This window comes from Salinibaculum rarum, from assembly GCF_030505615.1.
Taxonomy (GTDB): domain Archaea; phylum Halobacteriota; class Halobacteria; order Halobacteriales; family Haloarculaceae; genus Salinibaculum; species Salinibaculum rarum.
In genome coordinates this window covers 1,126,444-1,146,165 of the sequence record NZ_CP129992.1, presented here as the reverse complement: position 1 = coordinate 1,146,165, position 19,722 = coordinate 1,126,444, and the positions used below count along the sequence as shown (strand labels likewise).

At 64.6% G+C, this 19,722-nt stretch carries 19 protein-coding genes and 1 tRNA gene; 7 read left to right on the top strand and 13 right to left on the bottom strand.

Annotation, left to right across the window (positions count from 1 at the left end; all coding sequences use genetic code 11):
* Window positions 1-6: 6 nt before the first annotated feature.
* From QYL91_RS06245 to QYL91_RS06215, 7 genes are read right to left on the bottom strand one after another with little or no spacing between them, the layout of a single operon-like run.
* On the bottom strand, window positions 7-537 hold the full coding sequence (locus QYL91_RS06245) for a DUF7261 family protein (RefSeq protein WP_302082520.1): 531 nt from the start codon (window positions 535-537) through the stop codon (window positions 7-9).
* Window positions 534-938: a DUF7262 family protein gene (locus QYL91_RS06240; RefSeq protein WP_302082519.1), complete on the bottom strand. Its 405-nt coding sequence runs from the start codon at window positions 936-938 to the stop codon at window positions 534-536. Before QYL91_RS06240 ends, QYL91_RS06245 begins: the two co-directional genes overlap by 4 nt.
* Window positions 931-1,602, bottom strand: a complete 672-nt coding sequence (locus tag QYL91_RS06235) for a DUF7263 family protein (protein WP_302082518.1) — start codon at window positions 1,600-1,602, stop codon at window positions 931-933. The genes QYL91_RS06240 and QYL91_RS06235 overlap by 8 nt, the downstream gene beginning before the upstream one ends.
* Complete coding sequence (locus QYL91_RS06230; protein ID WP_302082517.1) at window positions 1,599-2,048, bottom strand: DUF7266 family protein; 450 nt, start codon at window positions 2,046-2,048, stop codon at window positions 1,599-1,601. The genes QYL91_RS06235 and QYL91_RS06230 overlap by 4 nt, the downstream gene beginning before the upstream one ends.
* Window positions 2,041-2,757 carry a DUF7289 family protein gene (locus tag QYL91_RS06225; protein WP_302082516.1) on the bottom strand — a complete coding sequence of 239 codons (717 nt, stop codon included), beginning with the start codon at window positions 2,755-2,757 and terminating at the stop codon, window positions 2,041-2,043. The genes QYL91_RS06230 and QYL91_RS06225 overlap by 8 nt, the downstream gene beginning before the upstream one ends.
* Window positions 2,754-4,649 carry a type II secretion system F family protein gene (locus QYL91_RS06220; protein ID WP_302082515.1) on the bottom strand — a complete coding sequence of 632 codons (1,896 nt, stop codon included), beginning with the start codon at window positions 4,647-4,649 and terminating at the stop codon, window positions 2,754-2,756. The genes QYL91_RS06225 and QYL91_RS06220 overlap by 4 nt, the downstream gene beginning before the upstream one ends.
* Window positions 4,633-6,933, bottom strand: a complete 2,301-nt coding sequence (locus QYL91_RS06215; RefSeq protein WP_302082514.1) for a type II/IV secretion system ATPase subunit — start codon at window positions 6,931-6,933, stop codon at window positions 4,633-4,635. The genes QYL91_RS06220 and QYL91_RS06215 overlap by 17 nt, the downstream gene beginning before the upstream one ends.
* A gap of 133 nt (window positions 6,934-7,066) precedes the next feature.
* Here QYL91_RS06215 and QYL91_RS06210 point away from each other — a divergent pair, with 133 nt between their 5' ends.
* The 3 genes from QYL91_RS06210 (at window position 7,067) to QYL91_RS06200 (ending at window position 9,191) form a co-directional block, all read left to right on the top strand.
* Window positions 7,067-7,414 carry a TRAM domain-containing protein gene (locus QYL91_RS06210; protein WP_302082513.1) on the top strand — a complete coding sequence of 116 codons (348 nt, stop codon included), beginning with the start codon at window positions 7,067-7,069 and terminating at the stop codon, window positions 7,412-7,414.
* A gap of 137 nt (window positions 7,415-7,551) precedes the next feature.
* Entirely contained in the window at window positions 7,552-8,460 is a 909-nt protein-coding gene (locus QYL91_RS06205) for an SDR family oxidoreductase (protein WP_302082512.1), read from the top strand.
* Window positions 8,457-9,191, top strand: a complete 735-nt coding sequence (locus tag QYL91_RS06200; RefSeq protein ID WP_302082511.1) for an acetoacetate decarboxylase family protein — start codon at window positions 8,457-8,459, stop codon at window positions 9,189-9,191. Before QYL91_RS06205 ends, QYL91_RS06200 begins: the two co-directional genes overlap by 4 nt.
* A gap of 6 nt (window positions 9,192-9,197) precedes the next feature.
* Here QYL91_RS06200 and thiC read toward each other — a convergent pair whose 3' ends face one another.
* On the bottom strand, window positions 9,198-10,640 hold the full coding sequence (thiC, locus tag QYL91_RS06195; protein ID WP_302082510.1) for a phosphomethylpyrimidine synthase ThiC: 1,443 nt from the start codon (window positions 10,638-10,640) through the stop codon (window positions 9,198-9,200).
* 113 nt (window positions 10,641-10,753) lie between these two features.
* Between thiC and QYL91_RS06190 the strand changes: the two genes are divergently transcribed.
* Window positions 10,754-10,838: transfer RNA gene (locus QYL91_RS06190), tRNA-Ser, on the top strand.
* Between the two features lie 28 nt (window positions 10,839-10,866).
* On the opposite strand, the gene QYL91_RS06185 is transcribed toward QYL91_RS06190, so the two are convergent.
* The 3 genes from QYL91_RS06185 to QYL91_RS06175 all read right to left on the bottom strand — a co-directional run bounded on the left by QYL91_RS06185 (window position 10,867) and on the right by QYL91_RS06175 (window position 14,121).
* Window positions 10,867-12,744 (bottom strand): DUF2070 family protein, encoded by a 1,878-nt coding sequence (locus QYL91_RS06185; protein WP_302082509.1) that lies wholly within the window; start codon window positions 12,742-12,744, stop codon window positions 10,867-10,869.
* Window positions 12,745-12,868: 124 nt separating this feature from the next.
* Window positions 12,869-13,420, bottom strand: a complete 552-nt coding sequence (locus tag QYL91_RS06180) for a GMP synthase subunit A (protein WP_302082508.1) — start codon at window positions 13,418-13,420, stop codon at window positions 12,869-12,871.
* 140 nt (window positions 13,421-13,560) lie between these two features.
* Window positions 13,561-14,121 (bottom strand): DUF7097 family protein, encoded by a 561-nt coding sequence (locus QYL91_RS06175; protein WP_302082507.1) that lies wholly within the window; start codon window positions 14,119-14,121, stop codon window positions 13,561-13,563.
* 214 nt (window positions 14,122-14,335) lie between these two features.
* Between QYL91_RS06175 and QYL91_RS06170 the strand changes: the two genes are divergently transcribed.
* The 3 genes from QYL91_RS06170 (at window position 14,336) to QYL91_RS06160 (ending at window position 18,106) form a co-directional block, all read left to right on the top strand.
* Window positions 14,336-16,009, top strand: coding sequence for a methyl-accepting chemotaxis protein (locus tag QYL91_RS06170; RefSeq protein WP_369685621.1), 1,674 nt, complete (start codon window positions 14,336-14,338; stop codon window positions 16,007-16,009).
* Between the two features lie 56 nt (window positions 16,010-16,065).
* A complete protein-coding gene (locus QYL91_RS06165) occupies window positions 16,066-16,485 on the top strand; it encodes a DUF192 domain-containing protein (RefSeq protein ID WP_302082505.1) in 420 nt (139 codons plus the stop codon).
* Between the two features lie 82 nt (window positions 16,486-16,567).
* Window positions 16,568-18,106: a (R)-citramalate synthase gene (locus tag QYL91_RS06160; protein WP_302082504.1), complete on the top strand. Its 1,539-nt coding sequence runs from the start codon at window positions 16,568-16,570 to the stop codon at window positions 18,104-18,106.
* Window positions 18,107-18,543: 437 nt separating this feature from the next.
* Here QYL91_RS06160 and QYL91_RS06155 read toward each other — a convergent pair whose 3' ends face one another.
* Both QYL91_RS06155 and QYL91_RS06150 read right to left on the bottom strand, forming a co-directional pair.
* Window positions 18,544-19,221 carry an HAD family hydrolase gene (locus QYL91_RS06155; RefSeq protein WP_302082503.1) on the bottom strand — a complete coding sequence of 226 codons (678 nt, stop codon included), beginning with the start codon at window positions 19,219-19,221 and terminating at the stop codon, window positions 18,544-18,546.
* On the bottom strand, window positions 19,221-19,697 hold the full coding sequence (locus tag QYL91_RS06150; RefSeq protein ID WP_302082502.1) for a bifunctional nuclease family protein: 477 nt from the start codon (window positions 19,695-19,697) through the stop codon (window positions 19,221-19,223). The genes QYL91_RS06155 and QYL91_RS06150 overlap by 1 nt, the downstream gene beginning before the upstream one ends.
* Between the last annotated feature and the right edge of the window lie 25 nt (window positions 19,698-19,722).

The window sequence follows — 19,722 nt, the reverse complement described above, 5'->3', positions numbered from 1 at the left end:
GGGCTGTCAGCCCGCACCGATTGGGACTGTCAGTACTGTCGTCCCCCGAGCAGTGCGGTCGGGTGTCGTGAGTTGGATGTCGACAGCGACTGCGAGGACGTGCGTTCGGCTGTCCCGATTCTGTATCACGACTCCGCGGTCGGTCTGGCAGGGTCCAAACGACCGGTCCGGCCCCTGCGGACAGTGCTCGCGTTCCCATGCCTGTGCATGGGAGTTGTTGTACGACACGTCGATGGCGGTCCCGTCGCCGAGCGCCGCCGTCGTCAACGAGTCTATCGACGGCTGGAGTTGGTCGCGGAGTGTCGTCACTGCACCCGAGCGGTTGTCCCAGCTATGCTTGGCTGGAATGTCGCTGCTGGCCGCGACCAGTGACCGCTCGAGCGTCCGCTCGACTTCCGGGACCGTTTCGTCGTCGACCGTCGCAGTCTGGATGTCCTCGTGATACCCGAGTTGGAGATACGCCAGTGCCATCGGGACTAACGCAATCGCGATGGCCGCGGCAGCAAGCACGACCAGTTGTCCACGCTCGCGAGTCATGCGTACCACACCCTGAGCGTCACCGTTCCGTGACGAGTCGTCGTTGTGCCAACACCAGTCGGGACGCCATCTGGAAGCGCATGCCCCGCAGTCCCATAGGGGGTTTCGAGACGGAACATCACGTTGTCCGGGAGGATGCGTTCGAGCCGTGTGACCAGCGTCTCTTTTTCTCGCTCGAAGGTATCTTCGTCAGAGACCATCTCGGAGAGTCGCGTCGTCTCACCGTGAGCGGGGTTCTCGGTTGCGAGAACGGTCACTGCATCGTCGGCGTACGCATCAAGTTGTGCCTCGCCGGCAGTCGGACTGGAGACACCGAGTGCGAACGTGAACGTGACACCGAGCAAGAGGAGAACGCCGACTGCGGCTTCGACGGCAGTCAGCGAGGCCTGTGCTCTAGCCATCCACGGTCACCCCCAGGCGTGCCTTTCGCGACTCGACTGGGTAGTACGTGAGAGAGACGTCGCCAGTCGAGAGGCGAGCAGAACTCTCGAAGGAGAGTCGTGTCGTCTCGAGTCTGGAGACGCCGACTGTGAAATTCCCGCGAAGTCCCGACTCGTTGTGCAAGACGACCCGATTGCCAACTCTGGCAGTCGAGATTGTGATATTCTGCGATGGGCGAATCGCGAGGTCGAGTCGGTTGGTTCGACGCGGAAGTGTGACGTTGTTACTGCCAGCAAACGGCGGTGTGAGCGTTCTGTTTCGCCGCTGTTCAACGACCACCAGCCGCTCTATCGACGTTCCGCCGTCGGTGTCGCCGGTCGCCACGAGCGTTTCACCGTCGAGGGTCACTTCTGCAGCCACGTCCGCTCGCAACCCACACGTCGTGTGGAGGGTCGTCCGGTTCAGCGTCTCGACTGCCGACGCGTCGAGGACGTTCTGTCGGACAGCGAGCGGACCGTCGGGACTGACGAGTCTGTCCGAGAGGGCGACGGTTGCCTGTCTGTCCAGTGCCGGTCGTTCCGCCGAGACTGCTGCCGTATCGGCAACGGCGACACCGAGCACTGCGACGGAAGTGAGTACGAGAAAGGCAAGCCCCAGTGCTGGGAGCGAAAGTTGCGCTCTCATCGGTCAGCCTCCGCGAGTGTCACGGTGCGGTTCGACGGGGGACCGGTGACGCGGACGACGAGTGGGTCGTCACTGTGCCAGGTGCTGTTCGTTGCAGTGACGGCGGCCGGCAGACTGAGCCGTGTGCGTGCATCCAACCCCTCGTCCGGATGGTCGAGCAGCAACGTTCCGTTGACGAGTCGAATCCGGTACTGCTGGTCGCGAATCGTCGCGGGGAGTGTCGTCTCGGCGCGCACGTCGGCGACACCGTCTGTCTCTGTCTGTGCCTGTTCGACGTGTCCGGCGGCCGTCGCCAGCACTCTCTCGCCGAGTTCGTCGCTGGTTGCAGCCCGATAGTCGGGGACGAGTCCTCCGACAAACAGCCCAGCGATACTCGTGATATAGAGTACTGTCAGCCCGGAGACGAGCAATTTCCCGACGACCGAGCTGACCGCGCGACTATCCATGCGCCACCTCCAGTGAGAGATTGTGGGTGACTATGTATCCACGACGTATCCCGTCGTAGGTCACGACCGTCGATTCGAGGTCGTCACCGTCGATGTCGCGCCGGGCCGTCGACGCGTTCTGGCCGTCGAAGTATGCCGCAAAGGCGTCGGGCGTCGTCGTTTCGAGTGCAACCTCGTATCGTCCCGGACCCAGCACGCGGCGGTCGTGGCTGACGTTCGTTCGGAGTCGAACGGTCGACCCGCCCGACCCGGACACCGCCGTGTCGTCCGCCCCGAGGACTGGCGCACCGACGACGAGGACGCCGTTTCGCTCCGAGGCAGTTATCGGCGGCTCTGTGACCAGCCACGCGGCGCTGTCGCTCCCGCGGACGATAGCGCCCGCCACGAACGCGACGCGGCGCTCGCCCGACGAGAAGACGAGCGCGTCGACGGCACGTTCAGCGACGAGCGTCCCGTTCCGATAGATTCGGAGGTCGCGTTCGACGGTCCGGAGAGTGCCCGCCGCAAACTGGACCGTATCGGTGTGCGGGCCGGTCCGCTCGACAGGCTGGAGTGCGGTGTCCATCTCGTCGGCGAGACGGGTCGCGTCGGCCTGAGCCGTCTGGGCGTCGATTAGCTCGCCGACACCGACCGTGAGTCCGCCGAGTGCGAGAACGGAGATACCGAGCATGAGTGCGACACCGACGACGTGAGACTGTGCGCGGCTCATGTCAGTCCCAACCCCACGAAGACGACGTAGGTTAGTGCCACGAGAATCCCCGAGTGAAGCAGTGCCTCGTACTTGCCGCGACTCGCCGTGCCCGCAAACCAGCCACAGGCGACGACGGTAGCCTGTGTCACCAGGTAGAACCGTTCGCGGTCGCGTGCCGGGTCGACCGCGTTCGGGTCCAGCCCGATGCCGGCGTTGGCACTCGAGACCGTCGAGAGCTGTGCGAACCCGTCGAGGACCGCGGCGTTGACGGCGACGACGATACCGACGACGAGCAAGGCTGTCGTCCATCCGACGGCGGCATAGACCAGCAAGCGCGAGCGGAGTGCCTTGCGCTCGTGATACAGCCGCCCGATTTCGGTTTCGAGCGTCTCGAAGACTTCCTCGGTGTCGCTCCCGGATTCGAGTGCGCCGACGACCAGGCCGACAGTCTGGGAGGCAAGCGGCGTGCCGACCCGCTCGACAAAGCGGTCCAGCGCCGCCGCTCGAACGTCCGCGCCGTCGTCGACGCCGGTGGTCAGGTCGAGATTGAACGCGAGGTCTTCCACGTCTGGCTGGAGTGCGCCGAGGTCGACTTCGCGTGCCACACGGTCGACGGCGTCCGGAAACGGCCTGCCGAGGCTGACGTGGCCCGAGACAGCGTGGATGAAATCCCGAATCTCCCGGTCTTTCGCGTCGTCGTGTGCGGCCCGCCGGACAGCGACGAGGCCGACCGGAACGCCGTAGCCGGCGTAGCTCAAGAGGGCGACGTTCACCGGTTCGTAGCCGAGCGTCCAGAGGCCGCAAGCGAAAACCACTGTGGGGAGCGCGATGACTTTCGCGGCACTCGCCGGATTCGACCTCGCAGTGGCGAACACGCCGCGGACGGTCGACGGAGACTCGTAACTCGGCGTCGCGTGGTCGGTCGGCCGCAGCGAGGCGACAATCGAAGACGCGCCAATCCCGACAGCCAGGACGAAGATGACACTCCCGTATATCAGCAACGCGCGGAGTGTCAGCGCCCCCAGCGGTGTCACGACCGGTTCGGAAAGGCCCGGTGCGAGAACGCTCGCGACGGTCAGAATCAGCACCGCGAGCGCAGGAAAGACGAGCAACACGACGAACAGTTCCGCGACGAGTTCGAGATAGCCACCGGCACGTTCGCGCACGCGGGCCTGTTTCTGGGAGAGCAGTCTCCCTTCCATCTTCAGATAGCCTTCGAGCGAGTCACTGCCCTGGGCCGCGTGTTCGCGGAACTTCAGGAGAAACGGCGAGAGGAGGTCCCGAGAGGGCGTATCTCTGGCGACCATCGACAAACCCTCGTCGAGGCTCCCCGTCAGCGTCGCCTTGTTCAGCGCGGCGCGAAACGAGTCGGCGGTGGCACCGTACGCGTCCTGGTCTGCCACCCGACGGAGCATCGTCCGCTGGTCGTTGTTGCCCGAGGCGAGTACGCGGAGATAGCGGACCGCACCCGGCAGCGTGCGCTCGATTTCCTCGCGGCGCATCGCCGCGGCTCGTCGGAGATACAGGCCGCCAAGCCGAACGACGAGGCTCCGTGCGAGTGTCGCGACGACCGTCGCAGCGACGAGTGCGACGGAGACGCGCGGCACCGCCGGTAGCGACAGCCGGTTCAGGACGGGCAGACCGCTCGAGAGAAAGGAAAGAACGGCCCCGACGAGCCCCGAGGGAACGAAGACGACAGCGACGACGGTGAGCAGGGCACTCACGAGCGCACTCGCCCACGCGAGCCCGTAGATTCGCGCGAGGTACACGTCGAAGCTAGTCGACAGCCCCGCAGCGCGGTAGCTGTGCCGGTCGCGCTCGTGTGCACTCGAATCGGCATGCCGGGAGAACAGCGCGTACAGTCCCCGGTCGAGCGGGCCGAGCCGCGCGGTGTCAGTCTCCGCCGACATCACCACGCCCCCCGTGCGGTGTGTTTCCTGTCTCGTTGCCCTGCCGCCTGTGCAGTCGCTCGACGGTCGCTGCCTCGTCGGTTTCGAGGTCGGCGAGCAGGTCGAACAGCGTCTCGAAGTCGTCGACCGACTCCCGGACGAAGTACTTGACGTAACGGTGTTTGCGGTGGAACTCCGCTTCGACGGACTCGACCGGTCGGTCGGTCAACGTCGCGACGCGCTCGAAGGTGTGCATCTTGCAGGTCGTGTCGTCGTCGCTGGCCGCGTGTGTTCCAGTTTCGTGGTCGCTCTCGCCACCGATTTCGGGGTGGTCGTAGGCAAACCCGAATGTCCCGTCCGGTTCGCGCCACGCGACGGTGTTCCAGTAGACGGTCGTTCCCTGTTTGTGGACGACGCCACATCGCTCGTCGCGGTCCAGCGCGTGAAACGACTGCTCGTCGAGAAGTTCGACGACTTCCCCGACGTACCGGTCGCCGTCGACGTGGCGCGGAAAGACGACGAGGTCGAGTTCCCGCAGGAGATACGGCGGCAGTCCCTGCTCGACCACGCGGTTGACGAGACTCTCGACGTCCTCGGCGTGTGTCGTACCGATGAGCCCGTGGCCGGTGTTCAACACCTCGGCAAACGTCTCGAACGACGCCGTCGTGTTCACCTCGGCGATGACCTCGACATCGGGGTTCAGGTAATTCGCCTCGGTCATCAGGTCGGCCATGGTGACTCGCTTGTGGTCGCTCTCGTGGTCGCGCGTCGTCAGCGAGACACCAGTCTCGTGGGGCAGGCGCACCTCTCGACTGCCCTCGTCGATACTGATTGGTCGGTCCCTGAATGGAACGAACGGCATGTGGGCATTCATCAACGTCGTCTTGCCCGCACCCGTCGGACCCGAAAAGAGGACGACACCGTGGTGTTCGTAGACCAACCAGAGGAGCGCAACCAGTTCCGTCGAGAGGGTGTCATCACGGACGAGGTCCGTCGGCGTCAGCGTGTCCGAGGACTGCTTTCGAATCGAGATGTGTGGCCCGTCCTCGCTGACAGTCGGGAGCGCAACCGCACACCGGATGGTCTCGTCGAGGCCGTCGGGTCGGAGATTCACCTTCGCGCTCGGCGTCGAGGCGTTGAGTTCGGTCCCGTCGGCAGCAGCGAGCTGTGTGACGACGTTGACGAAGGGGCGCTCTGACTCGAAGACGATGTTCGTTGGGACGCGCTGGTCGTGTCCGGTGTCGGTTCGCGGGACGACTTTGACCCGCTCGCCGATGCGGTTTGCCTCGATGTCCTCGAGCATCGGGTCCCGAATCGGCACCGTCAGTTTTCCGTAGCCGACGTAATCCCGGAGGACGTAGTAGACCAGGTCGGAGAGTCGGTCGTCGGCGTAGCGGCGGTCGACCGGCGGGAGCGCGAGGTCGTACTCGGCGAGGGCAGACCGAATCCTGGTCCGAACGGCGTCGAACCAGGCCCGGGTGTTCCGGCCGCGGAGGCGCCTCGCGAGCAGTTCCTCGGCGCGCTGTCGGACGAACGCCGTCTCGTCCTCGATGATGCCGTCGACTGTCGTCTCCCAGAGTCGCTCCTTGGCCTCCGCGATGAGGTCGGCGTCACCGGGCAACAGGTCCGGTTCGCGGACGGCGTACTTCGTCGTGAACGGGTCGTTGCCGAGCAGGTTCTCCCGGTAGAGAACGACCGGAATCGAAAACTCGTGAAACTGGACGGTGTGTCGCTCGATGCGCTCGCTGGCGAACCGCTCGATGAACTGTGGGTCCGCCGGGAGGTCGGTCACTGCTGGCGCGTAGTCGCTGGTGTGGATGACGATACCCTCGTCGTCGGTGTCTGCGACTTCGATACGGTCGTCGAGGGCGTACGGCGTCAGTTCGTCGAGACAGGCCAGCGTGGCGAGTGCGTGGTACGTGACCCGCCGGCGCCCAGCGTGTGAACACTCGACGAGACGGTCGATAACGCGCTCGTGTTTCGGGTCGAACCCCTCAGTCATTCGCTCGACAGCACCCTCACGCGTCCGCGGCCGTTCGAGATGTGCGTCCGCGAAGTACTCCTCAATGCGTTCGAGCGTTGCCCTGTCGCCCGAAGTGAGCGGTGGTTCACGCACGTCGTATGCGAAGTCCGGGCCGTGCTCGGAGATAGTGACGACGGCGCCGGGGTAGACCTCGTACTGGTCGCACACGTCGGGTGCGTACCACGCCTCCGGGTCGTCCGGCGGCAGCGGCGGTGGAACGGACCCGCCGCCGGACGAGTGCTCAGCATCAGTGGCTGCAAGTTCCAGCGTCGCCTCGGCCATAGCCGGGGGTGGTTGTCCCTTCTGCCTTAAAATTCAGTGAAAGAAATCGAAAGGATATATTTGTGTCACGTCCGGCCGGCGGCGGGGCGCGCCAACCTCGAAGCTTCTTGAGGTCCCACCGCGACAACAAAGTATGGACGAACTCATCGTCGCGGCCGGCGGTGCCCTCGTCGGTATCCTGGCAATCGTGGCCCTGCTTAGACGCCGCGGGTCGTCAGACCGCGCGGAGTCAAAGCGAGCACACGAACAGGCACAGCAACGAGAGCCACCGGTCGAACTGGGGGAGACATACGAGTTCGGCGTCACCGACTTCACCGACCACCACTCGGGAGCGCGCGTCGCGGTCGGGAAAGTCGAAGGGTTCGTCCTCTTTACCGAGGACGTGCCCGACTCAGTCTCGACGGGAGACGTGATTCGTGCGAAAGTGCTCTCGTTCAACAAAGGTCGGACCTCTGCCGATGCGACCTATGAAGGAAAGTAGCCTCAGAGATTCAGGGAAGTCAAGTAATCGGCGCTTTACTCCGTTCCAAAACGACAGGGACGACCCCGATTCAATCGCCAGAGTGACCGTTAGCTACTACCTTGCGCCACACAATCGTCCGACAAGTGACTGCCCCCATGGCGGACCAACTGAGAGAGCAAATACAGTCGACAGACCGGCCGGTCGACGCTGACGCGCCGGTCGCGTTGATTACGGGTGCCGCGTCGGGCATCGGTGCGGCAGTAGCCAGGGCCTGTGTCGAGCGTGGCTGGCGGGTCTACGCCACCGACATCGACCCGTCGTTTCCGTCCGACGTTGCCGAGCGCTGTCACTGCCGAGAATTGGACGTGACCGACACCGAGCAGTGTCAGAACGTCGTCGACAGCGTGCTATCTGAGGCCGGACACATCGACGCGCTCGTGAACAACGCGGGCTATGCCGTTCTGGGACCGGTCGAAGACGTCGACCCCGCCGACGAACGGAGGCAGTTCGACGTCCTCGTCCACGGCGTCAGCGCGCTCTGTCGTGCCGTCCTGCCCTCGATGCGTGCGGCCGGACGTGGACGTATCGTCAACGTTTCGAGCGTGCTGGGCCACTCTGCGTACCCCGGGCTGGGGTCGTACTGTGCCGGCAAGGCAGCGCTGGAGGCGCTGACCGACTCGCTCCGGATGGAGCTTCACGGTACCGGGGTCGACGTCGTACTCGTCGAACCGGCGTGGGTCGACACCGACTTCGCAACGACGGCACGGGAGCAACTCGGCGACGACAGAACAGCCGACTACGAGGCGACCTACGCCGCACTCGAAGACGGGTGGGTCGTCGACGGCGGCCCCTTTGCGAGCGACCCCGAGACAGTCGCAGCGACTGTCGTCGATGCGCTCACCGACTCCTCGCCGAAGGCGCGCTATCCGGTCGGTCGCTTCGCCCGGTTCGTCCGCTGGGCACACTTCCTCCCGGCTGCCGTCCAGGACCCAATCCGCCGTGTGATGGGACGGGCCAGCATCACGGGCCGACGAGTCCAGGAGTTCATCTCGGGCAAACGATGAGCGACTCCTCCAGCGACGACGAGCGGACGGTCGAGCTATCGAGTGGCCACGAAGTGACGCTCCCGCTGTCGACGACGGCGACGATGGCCGGCAGCGTCTTCGTCGCCACAGCGGACGTTGCAGAGCGGCTACTTCCCGACGGACTCACACCAGTTCGGGTGACGCCAGCGCGGACAGCAGTGCTCTTGCTCGGTGTCGAGTACCACCGCGTCGACCGGAATCAGTTGTCCCCCTACAACGAGTTTGGAATCTTCCTGCCAGCAGTTCCCGAAACGGAAGTTGCGACCCCACTTGCCGCAGTTCGAGGTGGATTGGGTGGGTACACCTGGCAACTCCCCGTGACGACCGACCCAGCGCGGGCGCTCGGTGAACTCTGGCAGTATCCCAAGACCGTCGGTACGGTCACGTTCGAAGGCGAGGACAGTCGACGACAATCGACCGTCAGCGTCGACGGCCAGCGCGTACTCACCCTCGAGACCGGCCGGCCGCGAACGGTGCCAGTCGAACTCTCCACGCGAAGCTACACCGACGGCGACGGGACTGTTCGAAGCGTTCCCGTCCACGTCGACGGCGACGGCGGCCTCGGACCCGGCTGGCGCAGTTCACACCTCGACCTGGGCGAGCACCCGTGGGCCGACCGGCTCCGAGTGCTGGGAATCGGGAGCCGACCACTTCTATCTGTTTCCTTCGATGGTGAGTTCGTAATCGACCCACCCGAGCGACTCGACTGAGCGGCCCTAGTCGTCGCCAAGCGAGAGGTCAGCAGTCGAGTTGTCGACGACCTCCTCGACCGGCGGGACATCGCTGGTCTCGTGGGCACCGGTCGGCGGACGGTTGACCGCCGCCGCAGACGACTCTTCGAGGTCGGTCCGCTCGTCGATGGTCTCCATCTCGCCGTCGGCATCTCTCGCGTCCTGGTCGATGCGCATCGAGCAAAACTCCGCGCCACACATCGAACAGAAGCGGGCGTCCTTGTAGTTGTCACCCGGAAGCGTCTGGTCGTGATACGCCTTGGCGCGCTCGGGGTCCAAGGCGAGGTCGAACTGCCGGCGCCAGTCGAAGTCGTACCTGGCCTCGGAGAGAGCGTCGTCCCAGTCGCTCGCTCCTGGCCGATTGTTGCCTACGTCGGCAGCGTGGGCAGCGATGCGGTAGGCCGCCAGTCCCTCGCGGACGTCCTCACGGTCGGGGAGTCCGAGGTGCTCTTTCGGGGTCACGTAACACAACATCGCCGCGCCGGACTGGCCGGCGATAGCGGCACCGATGGCCGAGGTGATGTGGTCGTAGCCCGGTGCGATGTCGGTCACGAGTGGACCGAGCACGTAGAACGGCGCGCCGTCACAGACCTCCCGCTGGCGCGCTATCTGCTCGGGAATCTGGTCCATCGGGACGTGTCCCGGCCCCTCGACCATCACCTGAACGCCGTGGTCCCACGCCGTCTTGGTCAGTTCGCCGAGCGTCTCCAGTTCGGCAAACTGTGCGTCGTCGCCAGCGTCGGCAATCGACCCCGGACGGAGGCCGTCGCCGAGCGAAAACGTCACGTCGTGCTCGGCGAAGATGTCACAGATTTCCTCGTAGTGGGTGTAGAGCGGATTTTGCATCGCGGTTTCCTCCATCCACTGGGCGAGAATCGAGCCACCCCGGGAGACGATTCCCGTCTTGCGCTCGTCGGTCAGGGGCAGGTGTTCCATCAGCATCCCCGCGTGAATCGTCATGTAGTCGACGCCCTGCTCTGCCTGCTTTTCGATGACCGAGAGCAGGAGTTCCGGCGTGAGGTCGGCGACGCTGTCGACCTGGGTGCGTGCCTCGTAGATTGGAACAGTCCCGACGGGAACCGGGGAGTGGTCGACGTTCGCCTGGCGAATCTCGTCGAGGTCGCCACCGCCCGTCGAGAGGTCCATCACCGTATCCGCGCCGTAGTGGACGGCCGTGTGCAGTTTCTCCAGTTCCGCCTCGATGCTGCTGGAGTCCGGACTGGCCCCGATGTTGGCGTTGACCTTCGTCGAGAATTCGCTGCCGATGACCATCGGGTCCAGTGACTCGTGGTTGTCGTTGGTCGGAATCACTGCCTGTCCCTGTGCAACCTGCTCTCGGACGAACTCCGGGTCGACCCGTTCGCGCTCGGCCACCCGCTCCATGGCGGGAGTAACCTCACCGTCTCGGGCACGCTGTCGCTGCGTCATAACCACTAGGTTATACTACTTGGTTATTATATTTTCGTGTGGGAACTACCACCGGCCAGTTCAAGCACTCGAATCGAAACGGCTAACAACAACCAGCGGAAAGCCGGAAGTGAGCCGAGGTAGCCTAGCCTGGCCAAGGCGGTTGCCTCGAAAGCAACTGTCCTCACGGACTCAGGAGTTCAAATCTCCTCCTCGGCGTTCTCTCAAGCAAACGAGTGGAGAGTCCTCACCACGGCCCGCCGGAGACGAACGCGAAGATGAGGACACTCACCGAGAGGACGGCAGTGACGAAGACGACAGCGAGTGCCGCTCCCATCGGAATCATGGCGTTGGCGTGGCTGGCCAGCGTCTCCGTGCGGTCGTTGCCGAAGACGGTCACCTCGGCAGTCTCGCTTGCCATGCCCGCTTCCACGGGTTCGATGTCCTCGACGGCCGCCTCGACCAGCGACGCGATGCGCTCGACGAGTTCGGCCTCTGGGAGTGCCTGTCCGACCTGATTCTCCGCCTCGACGGTGTTGACAATGTGGGTGTCGCTGGTCATCACCTCGACGAGGTCGACGCCGTCGATTGCCGCCACGATACGGTCGCGCAAGCCTGGTTCCATGTTGTTCCCGTCGACGAGCACGTAGGCGGTCCGGTGGCCGCCGCTCTCGACGACGGCTGTTCGGATGCCCAGCGGCCCGATGCCGTCTTCGGGGTCCCACGGCGTCTCGTCGTGTGCGATACCCAGTCGGAGAGGGTGCTGGTCCGCCCGCGTGAGACGCTCGCCGAGGTGGCCGGCACCGGCGATGAGGTCGAACGAGCGCTGACTCCCGGGGACGATGTGTCCGAGGTCGGGGCCGTCGAGACCGTTGTTACAGTTGTGTGCGTCGACGAGGAGGACGGTTTCGAGGCTGCTCGTCCGGGCTTCGGCAGCGGCCGAGAGCCCCACGGCGTAGGCAACGTCGTCGGCGAACGTGGGCGCAAAGGTGTTGACGACGAGAGCGTCGTCCCCGAAGGCGTGGCCGGTCAACGTCGCGTCGCCCTCGGCCGTTCGCACGCCCGCACTCGCAGTGGTGGTGTATTCGATTTCCTGATAGGCACGCTCGGCGGCCTCACAGATTGTCTCGACCTCGGATTCGGTGACGAGATTGAAGTCGTGGCCGGCGGTCGCGTGTGGCGCGAAGGCGAGCCCGTCAGTCCGTTCGGCCAGACGGACCGGGAGGTTGCCGCCGCCGATTTCTCCCATCGGTCCGGGGTGAATCATCGGGAGCGTAATCCGGGCCTTCTCCTCGCCGCCCGGCCGGCGAAAGGAGAGGACGGTGACCGGGACGATAGCTTCCTCACCGAGTTCTTCGAAGAACGTTTCGAGTTCGCGAGAGCCCTCCGCGACGTGGCCGATAAATCCCTGGATGAAGTCGAGGACGGACACGCCGAGGCTGGAGCGCCAGGGCCGGTCGATAGCAGCCAGGAACGCCCAGACGGCGACGGCGTGGACGACACAGATGACGGCGAGCATCACGAAGTCGAACGGGTAGATGCTGTTCTGGAGTTCGATTGGTGCCTGTTCCGGCCGGGCCAATATCGTCTGGACGAGCGGTCCGCCACCGACTTCGAGATAGTGCAACGACCCGCTGTATACAAACAGCATGACAGCAGCGGCGACAGTCTGGACGCTCGCAGGCAGCGTCGCCTGCAGTGGCGGTTGGCGAGAGACGGCAACGAGAACTAGCAGTCGGAGCGCGAAGATAGCCGCAAGTGCGATGAGCAACGCATCGAGGATGAACTGCTGGGAGAGACCGAGGCCCACGGAGAGAATCGCGGCAGCGAGCAGAGTGACCACGACGAGCAACGCACACGCGAGTGCGAGCAGTGCCGACCGGTCACGGGTGAGTTGTCCACCGAGTGCCCGGTCGATGTAGGGCGTGAGGACTCCCGCGGTGACGGTCGGGACGCCGACGAAAAACACCCCTCGCCAGGCGTCGTCGAGGGGAAACGCCGAATCGAAGGCCAGCCATCCAGTGACCGCCGCGAGCGCGAGCGACAGCGCGATGCTGGCGTACCAGCGCGGCGTCTGGAAGATAAATCGGGAGAGACCGGCGAGGTCTCCCTGCGTCTCGGTCATTACTCCGCTAGGCGGGCAGCGCGATGTTAAATGTAGCTGCTAAATGAACCGTTCGTGACTGGACGACAGGGGACCAGTAGGGACGAGTCAATACCACACACCAGTCGGGGGAGACACCGCGGACTTACTCGGTACAGCGAGCCAGGAAGTTCTCGAAGACTTCCTCGCCTTCCTCGGTGTGGGCGACTTCGGGGTGCCACTGGACGCCGTAGAGGTCGCGGTCGGTGTCGCTCATCGCCTCGACCCCACAGACGTCGCTTCTGGCGGTGCGGGTAAAGCCCGACGGAACTTCCTTGACCTCGTCGGCGTGGCTGGCCCAGACGCGGGTTTCGGGAGCGAGCGAGCCCACGAGCGGGTCCGAGTCGTCTGTTATCTCGACAGTCACGTCGGCGTAGCCGCCGTAGTCGCCCGACCCGACGCGGCCGTCCAGTTCCGTCGCGATGAGTTGCATCCCGAGACAGATGCCGAACACCGGAATATCGAGGTCGAGATACGCCGGGCAGTTGCCGATGCGGTCGATGCTTGGCCCACCCGAGAGGACGAGACCGTCGGCGTCGATGTCCTCCGGTGGGGTGTCGTTGGCAACGATTTCGACGTCCACGCCCATGTCCCGGAGCGCGCGCTGCTCCAGGTGGGTAAACTGGCCGTGATTGTCGATTACGTCGATGCGAGTCATTGCCGACGCGTATGCGAGGGGGGCGTATATGCTCCCCGGAACAGAACGAGCGGGAGTGTGCCAGAAGGCGAGAAGGCCCCCAATCTCGTGGGGATAGACTCGGGACAATCGAGGACAGAGCGGTTGCAGTCACCCGGCGTCTACTCGTCGTCCACGTCGAAGCGCTCGGCCGCCGATTCGAACCCGAACTCCTGCTGTTCTTTCGACCGGCGGCCCTCGCGTTCGGCGATGGCCTCGGGGTCGGGCGCAGCGTCGTCGTCGATGCGCGCCCACGAATCGTGGACCTTCGCGTGGCACCACCGACAGAGATACACCGTAATCTCGTGGCTCGGAGTCCCGTCGCCGGCACTCGAGCCGGCGCGGTAAGAGAGGTGATGTTCCTCCAGGAGTGGGCGTTCGTCGTCGTGGGCGAGGCGAACCTCGTCGAGTCCACAGCGGACACACGCGCGGTCGTGAGTCCGACACCGGAAGTGGGGGCAGTCCGACCACTCCCACGGACCCGTCAGCCCTTCCACGTCGGTCCCGCCGGCGACGGGGCAGCGAAAGTCGTTCCGACTGCGCTCGTCGGCGAAGGTGGGGTCACGGTCCCCCTGTTCGCGAGCGAAGCGACAGCGGCCGTCGTCCGTGAGATAATCACAGCGGTCGACGTAGCCGTAGGGGTCGTCGACACCCACCGACGTCCCGGCGTCGGTCTTTTCCATACGGCCGGCTAGGCCCGTGCCGTCTTCAGTCCAGCGACCAGTCTCCAGTCGCGCCGTGGAAGACGCACGGTTTTGTATTTAAACTAAGCCGGGCGTTCTCAGTACATAAAAAACGAAACCCTTGTTATTTGGAGGTAGAACTCTGTGTTCAGGTATGTCAACACGAACAGCCCAGCGATTACAGAGCAAATACGAATCGGTGCTGTGGCAGTCGATGGATATGTTCGGTATCGACGAATCCATCGAGCGGAAAGTCGTCGCCGCCGTCGGTATCCAGTTTCTCGTCTCCCTGGCACAGGTCGTGTTACCCTTCGTCGTCTCTGGAGTGCTCTGGTACACGCTGGCCGGTGTGTTGTTTCTCGCAGCCCTCGTCGCCTTCGTCAACACACTCCTTATCGTCCGACGTGACTTCGTCGACCCCATCCAGTCCCTCGACGCACGCGCCCGCGATATCGCGGCCGGCGAGGTGGAGACAGACATCGAGCGGTCCAGCCAGCCCGACGAGATCGGGAGCCTCACCAACTCCTTTGCAGACATGGGGTCGTATCTGACGACCGTCTCCGAACAGGCGTCCGCACTCGCCCAGCAGAACTTCGACGCCCCTGTTCTCGACGAGGACGTGCCCGGGTCGTTCGGGGAGTCGATGAAACTGATGGCGGCGAGCCTCGAAGATTACACGAACGAGTTACAGACGATGACCGACCAGCTCGAAGAGCGCTCCGCGAAGCTCCAGGACCTCGTCGAGGAGTTCGGCGACGCCGCCCAGCAGGCCCAGGAGGGCGACCTCACTGCGACTATCGACGAGGACGACGTCTCGACCGACGAGGAGATGTTCCGCGACGTCATCGCGAACTACAACGACCTCGTGGGGACGCTCGCGGACACCATCGGCGACGTGCAGGTGTTCGCCGCCGACGTGTCGGGAGCCAGCGACGAGGTGGCCACAAGCATGGCCGAAGTCAACGACGCGAGCGACGAAGTGGCGCGCTCGGTCCAGGAGATTTCCGACGGCGCGGCAGAGCAGACCGAACAACTCCAGGTCGTCGCCGAGGAGATGAACACCCTCTCGGCGACCGTCGAGGAGATTGCCGCCTCCGCCGACGAAGTCGCCCAGACGTCCCAGGAGGCCGCAGAGCGCAGTCGCACGGGACGGGAAGCAGCCAGAGACGCCATCGAGGAACTGGACGAACTCGAATCGGGCATCGACGAGACCGCGTCGGCTGTCGAGGGACTGGTCGACCGTATCGGCGAAATCGACGAGATTGTCTCCTTTATCAACGACATCGCCGAGGAGACGAACATGCTGGCGCTGAACGCCTCCATCGAAGCCGCACGGGCCAGTGGCACGAGCGGCGACGGCGCTGGCGACGGCTTTGCCGTCGTCGCAGACGAAATCAAGAGTCTCGCAGAGGAGACCCGCGAATCCGCCGAGGAGATTTCAGACCGCATCGGTGAGATACAGGCAGAATCCCGCGAGACGGTCGACGAGGTCCAGGAGATGGACCAGCAGGTCAGCGACAGCGTCGCCACCATCGAGTCGACGCTGGGTGATTTCGAGGACATCGTCGACGTCGTCGACAACGTCAACACCACCGTCCAGGAGATTAGCAACGCGACCGACGAGCAGGCAAACACCACCCAGGACGTCGTCCAGATGGTCGACGAAGCGGCCTCCATCAGCGAGGAGACGACCACCGAAGCCGAAAGTGTCGCTGCCGCCACCCAGGAACAGACGGCGACAATCTCGGAAGTGACGACCAGCGTCAAGTCGCTGGCCGACCAGTCGGACGACCTCCGAACGCGACTCGCCACGTTCAGTGTCGGCGAGACGACGACCTCCGGACCGGGAGACGAGTCCCCGACCCAGCTCGCACAGCCACAGGACTGACCGCGACCGGCCGCCTGTGACACAAACGTTTTTGTCCGACCCCGCGAGGTGCGGATATGCGCGTCGTCCACCGGCAAGACGAGGTCCTCGGCAGCGACGAGTCGCCGACCGACCGCGTGCTGGCAAGCACCGTCGAACTGGCAGACTCGACACTCTCGCAGGCGAAGGGACTCATGTTTCGCTCCTCGATTCCAGACGACTTTGCACTGGTAATGGAGGTGGACGGAAGCGGCGGTCTCTTCTCGCTGACCGACGGTCCCCCGCGACAGTTCGTCCACATGCTGTTCATGCGCTTTCCCATCGACGTCCTCTGGCTGGATGGGGACCGCGTCGTCGAAACGGCTCAACTCTCGCCGTGGACCGGGTTCGGTGTCGCCAGTGCCGACCGTATCATCGAACTGCCAGCGGGTGCCACAGAGGGTGTCACACCGGGCGATACCGTTCTGGTCGAGGGAATCGACGACACCGACGAGTGAGCCGCGGTGCCAACCGAAAACCGGCAAAGGGCAAACTTATAACGCTGCACGACCGGAGGACACAGTATGGTACACATGACCAGTGATCGATTTATTCGGGGGCCACCCCGAAACTACCCCCCTCTCTGACGCTGGCGACGTACAGTTCCTCGATACCACGCTTCGCGACGGCGAACAAGCACCTGGTATCTCGCTAACACCCGACGAGAAAGCACGCATCGCGCGCGGCCTCGACGACGCGGCAATCGACGTCATCGAGGCGGGCAGCGCCTGCACCGGCGCGGGTGAGCGCGAGACGATTAGTCGCGTCACCGCGCTGGACCTCGACGCGACGGTGACGAGCTTCTGCCGTGGCATCAAAAACGACATCGACCTCGCGATGGACTGTAACGTGGACGGCATCAACCTCGTCGTCCCCGCAAGTGACAAACACATCACGGGGAAAGTCGGCACGACCCACGAGGAGAACGTCCAGACGACCGCCGAACTCGTCGAGTACGCGAAAGACCACGACCTCTGGGTCGAGGTCATCGGCGAGGACGGCTCCCGGGCGGACATCGACTACTTAGAAGAGTTGATGAGTGCTTCGCTCGACGCTGGTGCGGACCGCGTCTGCTATGCCGACACCGTCGGCCACGCGACGCCGGACCGGACACTCGAAATCGTCTCCCGGCTGACCGACCTTGGACCGACGAGCACCCACACACACGACGACCTCGGGCTGGCGGTCACGAACGCCCTGGTCTCGGTCGCGGCGGGTGCGGACATGGTCCACGGCACCATCAACGGCATCGGCGAGCGCGCCGGCAACGTCGCGCTCGAAGAGGTCGCTATCGCACTCGACCACGGCTACGGCGTCGAGACGATGGACCTCACCGAGGTCCACGACCTCGCACAGCTCATCGCCAAGCTCACCGGCATCCCGCTGGCCCCGAACAAGGCCGTCATCGGTGAGAACGCCTTCACCCACGAGTCGGGTATCCACACCGACGGGACGCTCAAAGACGACGCGATGTACGAGCCGTACCCACCCGAGAAGGTGGGCCGGGAGCGCCGGCTCGCACTCGGCAAGCACGCCGGCCGAGCCGGTGTCAAAGCCGCACTCGACGAACACGACTTCGACCTCGACGACGACCAGATAAACAAGGTCGTCGAGCGGGTCAAGACCATCGGCGACCGCGGCAAGCGCGTCACCGACGCCGACCTGCTGACGATCGCCGAAGAAATCGAGGGTCGGGACCGCGAGCGCCGCGTCGAACTGCTCGATTTGACCGCCGTCTCGGGAGTCACGCCGCCGACCGCGAGCGTTCGCCTCTCCGTCGAGGACGAGGAACGCGAGCAGGCCGCGACCGGCTCCGGGCCGGTCGACGCCGCGATGAACGCCGCCGAGGCCGCACTCTCCCACTCCGCAGACGCGTCGCTCGAATCGTATCACGTCGACGCCATCACCGGTGGGACAGACGCCATCGTCACCGTCGAAATCGAGATGTCCCGCGGCGACGACCACGTCACCGTGACTGCGAGCGATTCGGACATCACCCGCGCGTCGGTGGAAGCGATGGTGGATGCGATGGACAGGCTCGTCGCGGAAAGCGACGAGAGCGTGATTGCGGACGACTAGGCGACTACTTTTTCCTGCGTCCGGTGTCGGGTGCGCCTGACGGCGCACACCGCACCGTCCTTGCAAAAACATCCGCAGAAATCGAAGATTTCTGCCGGGCTGTCCTCAGAACGCTTCGCGTTCTGATGTGCATGGAAGACGCGTCGCGTCTTCCATACTGCGCAAGAGCTTCGCTCTTGCGAACATAGTGAAAAACACCGTGGGAGCAAGCTCCCACGAGCCCACGCTCGCGTTGCTCGCGTGGAGGCCGCTCACGCTCGGTAGAGCGCTCACGGGCGCTCACGTTGTTCGCGCCTCGCACCGCTCGCAGGTGCTATCGTCGTGCCCCACCGCAACCGCACCGCGGAAAGCATGCCTGCCCTTCCCCGTCGGCGCGCGACTCGCAATAGCGAGTACGCGCGCCCGGCCACCGCAAAAGTTCTATCAGAGTTGCCTAACTACTGCAGTTTCGGACTCTCGCGTTCCAGAATCTCGACCACTTCGTCCAGGCCCATCAGCTCGTAGTCGGGCGTCGAGTCGAGCGGCTGGTCGGCGTTGTGGTCGCGGCGGAGAAAGGCCACGTCCAGTCCGGCGCGCTGGCCGGCTTCGACGTCGCTCTCGCTGTCGCCGACGTAGAGCGGATTCTCGACGGCGAGGTCGGCCATCGCATCCTCCAGATACGTCGGCTGAGGCTTCTTGCGTTCGAGACTCGACCGTTCGGGCGCACGAGCGTGAACTGTCCCAAAGTGGTCTGCGAGGTCGTAGTGGTCGAGGACGAATTCCACGATTCTGGTCTGGTTGTTGCTGACGATACCGGTGGGGACACCGAGGTCCACGAGGGCGTTTACGTCGTCGTACGGTGTCTTCCGCCCGGCCCGCGTCTCGGCGAGCAGCGCATCGCGGACGCCGTCGTCGCGGGCACGCCAGAGGTCGTCGGGGTCGAGTCCGTACCGGTCGCTCACCGCATCGAGTTCAGTCGGAGAGACGGCAACCGAGAGCGTATCGACGGCGTCAGGCGCCGGGTCGGCAACGCCGACGGCTTCGAGTGCATCGCGCGCGGCGGCCGAGAGCGCGGTTCGGTCACCGAGCGTGACGATAACACCGTCGTGGTCAAGCAAGAGTGCGTCGTAGCTCATCAGAACGGGTCGCCAAATTCGGAGTCGTCGTCGACATCCTGCTCGTCAGTTTCGAACGCCTCCGGCGGGCGGCCGGCCTCGTCGACCACCGCGTCGGAGACGATGATAGGGCAGTCGACGCGGAGGCCAAGCGCGATGCCATCGGAGGGACGAGCGTCGAAGACGGCCTGCTTGCGCTCGCCGCCGTGGTACTGTTCGGTGTCGATTTTGGCGTAGAAGGTCCCGTCGGCGAGGTCGTCGATTCGGATGCGGTCGATGGCCGCGCCAAACTCCGCGACCATCTCGACGAAGAGGTCGTGGGTCAGCGGCCGCTCGAAGGGCTCCCCCTCCAGTGCGAGTTGCATCGATTGGGCCTGGTCAGAGCTGATGAAGATAGGGATGAATTCCTCGCGGGCCTGCAGGACGACCACCGGCGCGCCGGGTCCCTCGTCGCTGACCCCGACACCGACGCCCTCGACCGTTGCCTCGTGTTCCATACGTGTCGTAGGTGCGCCGGGTATG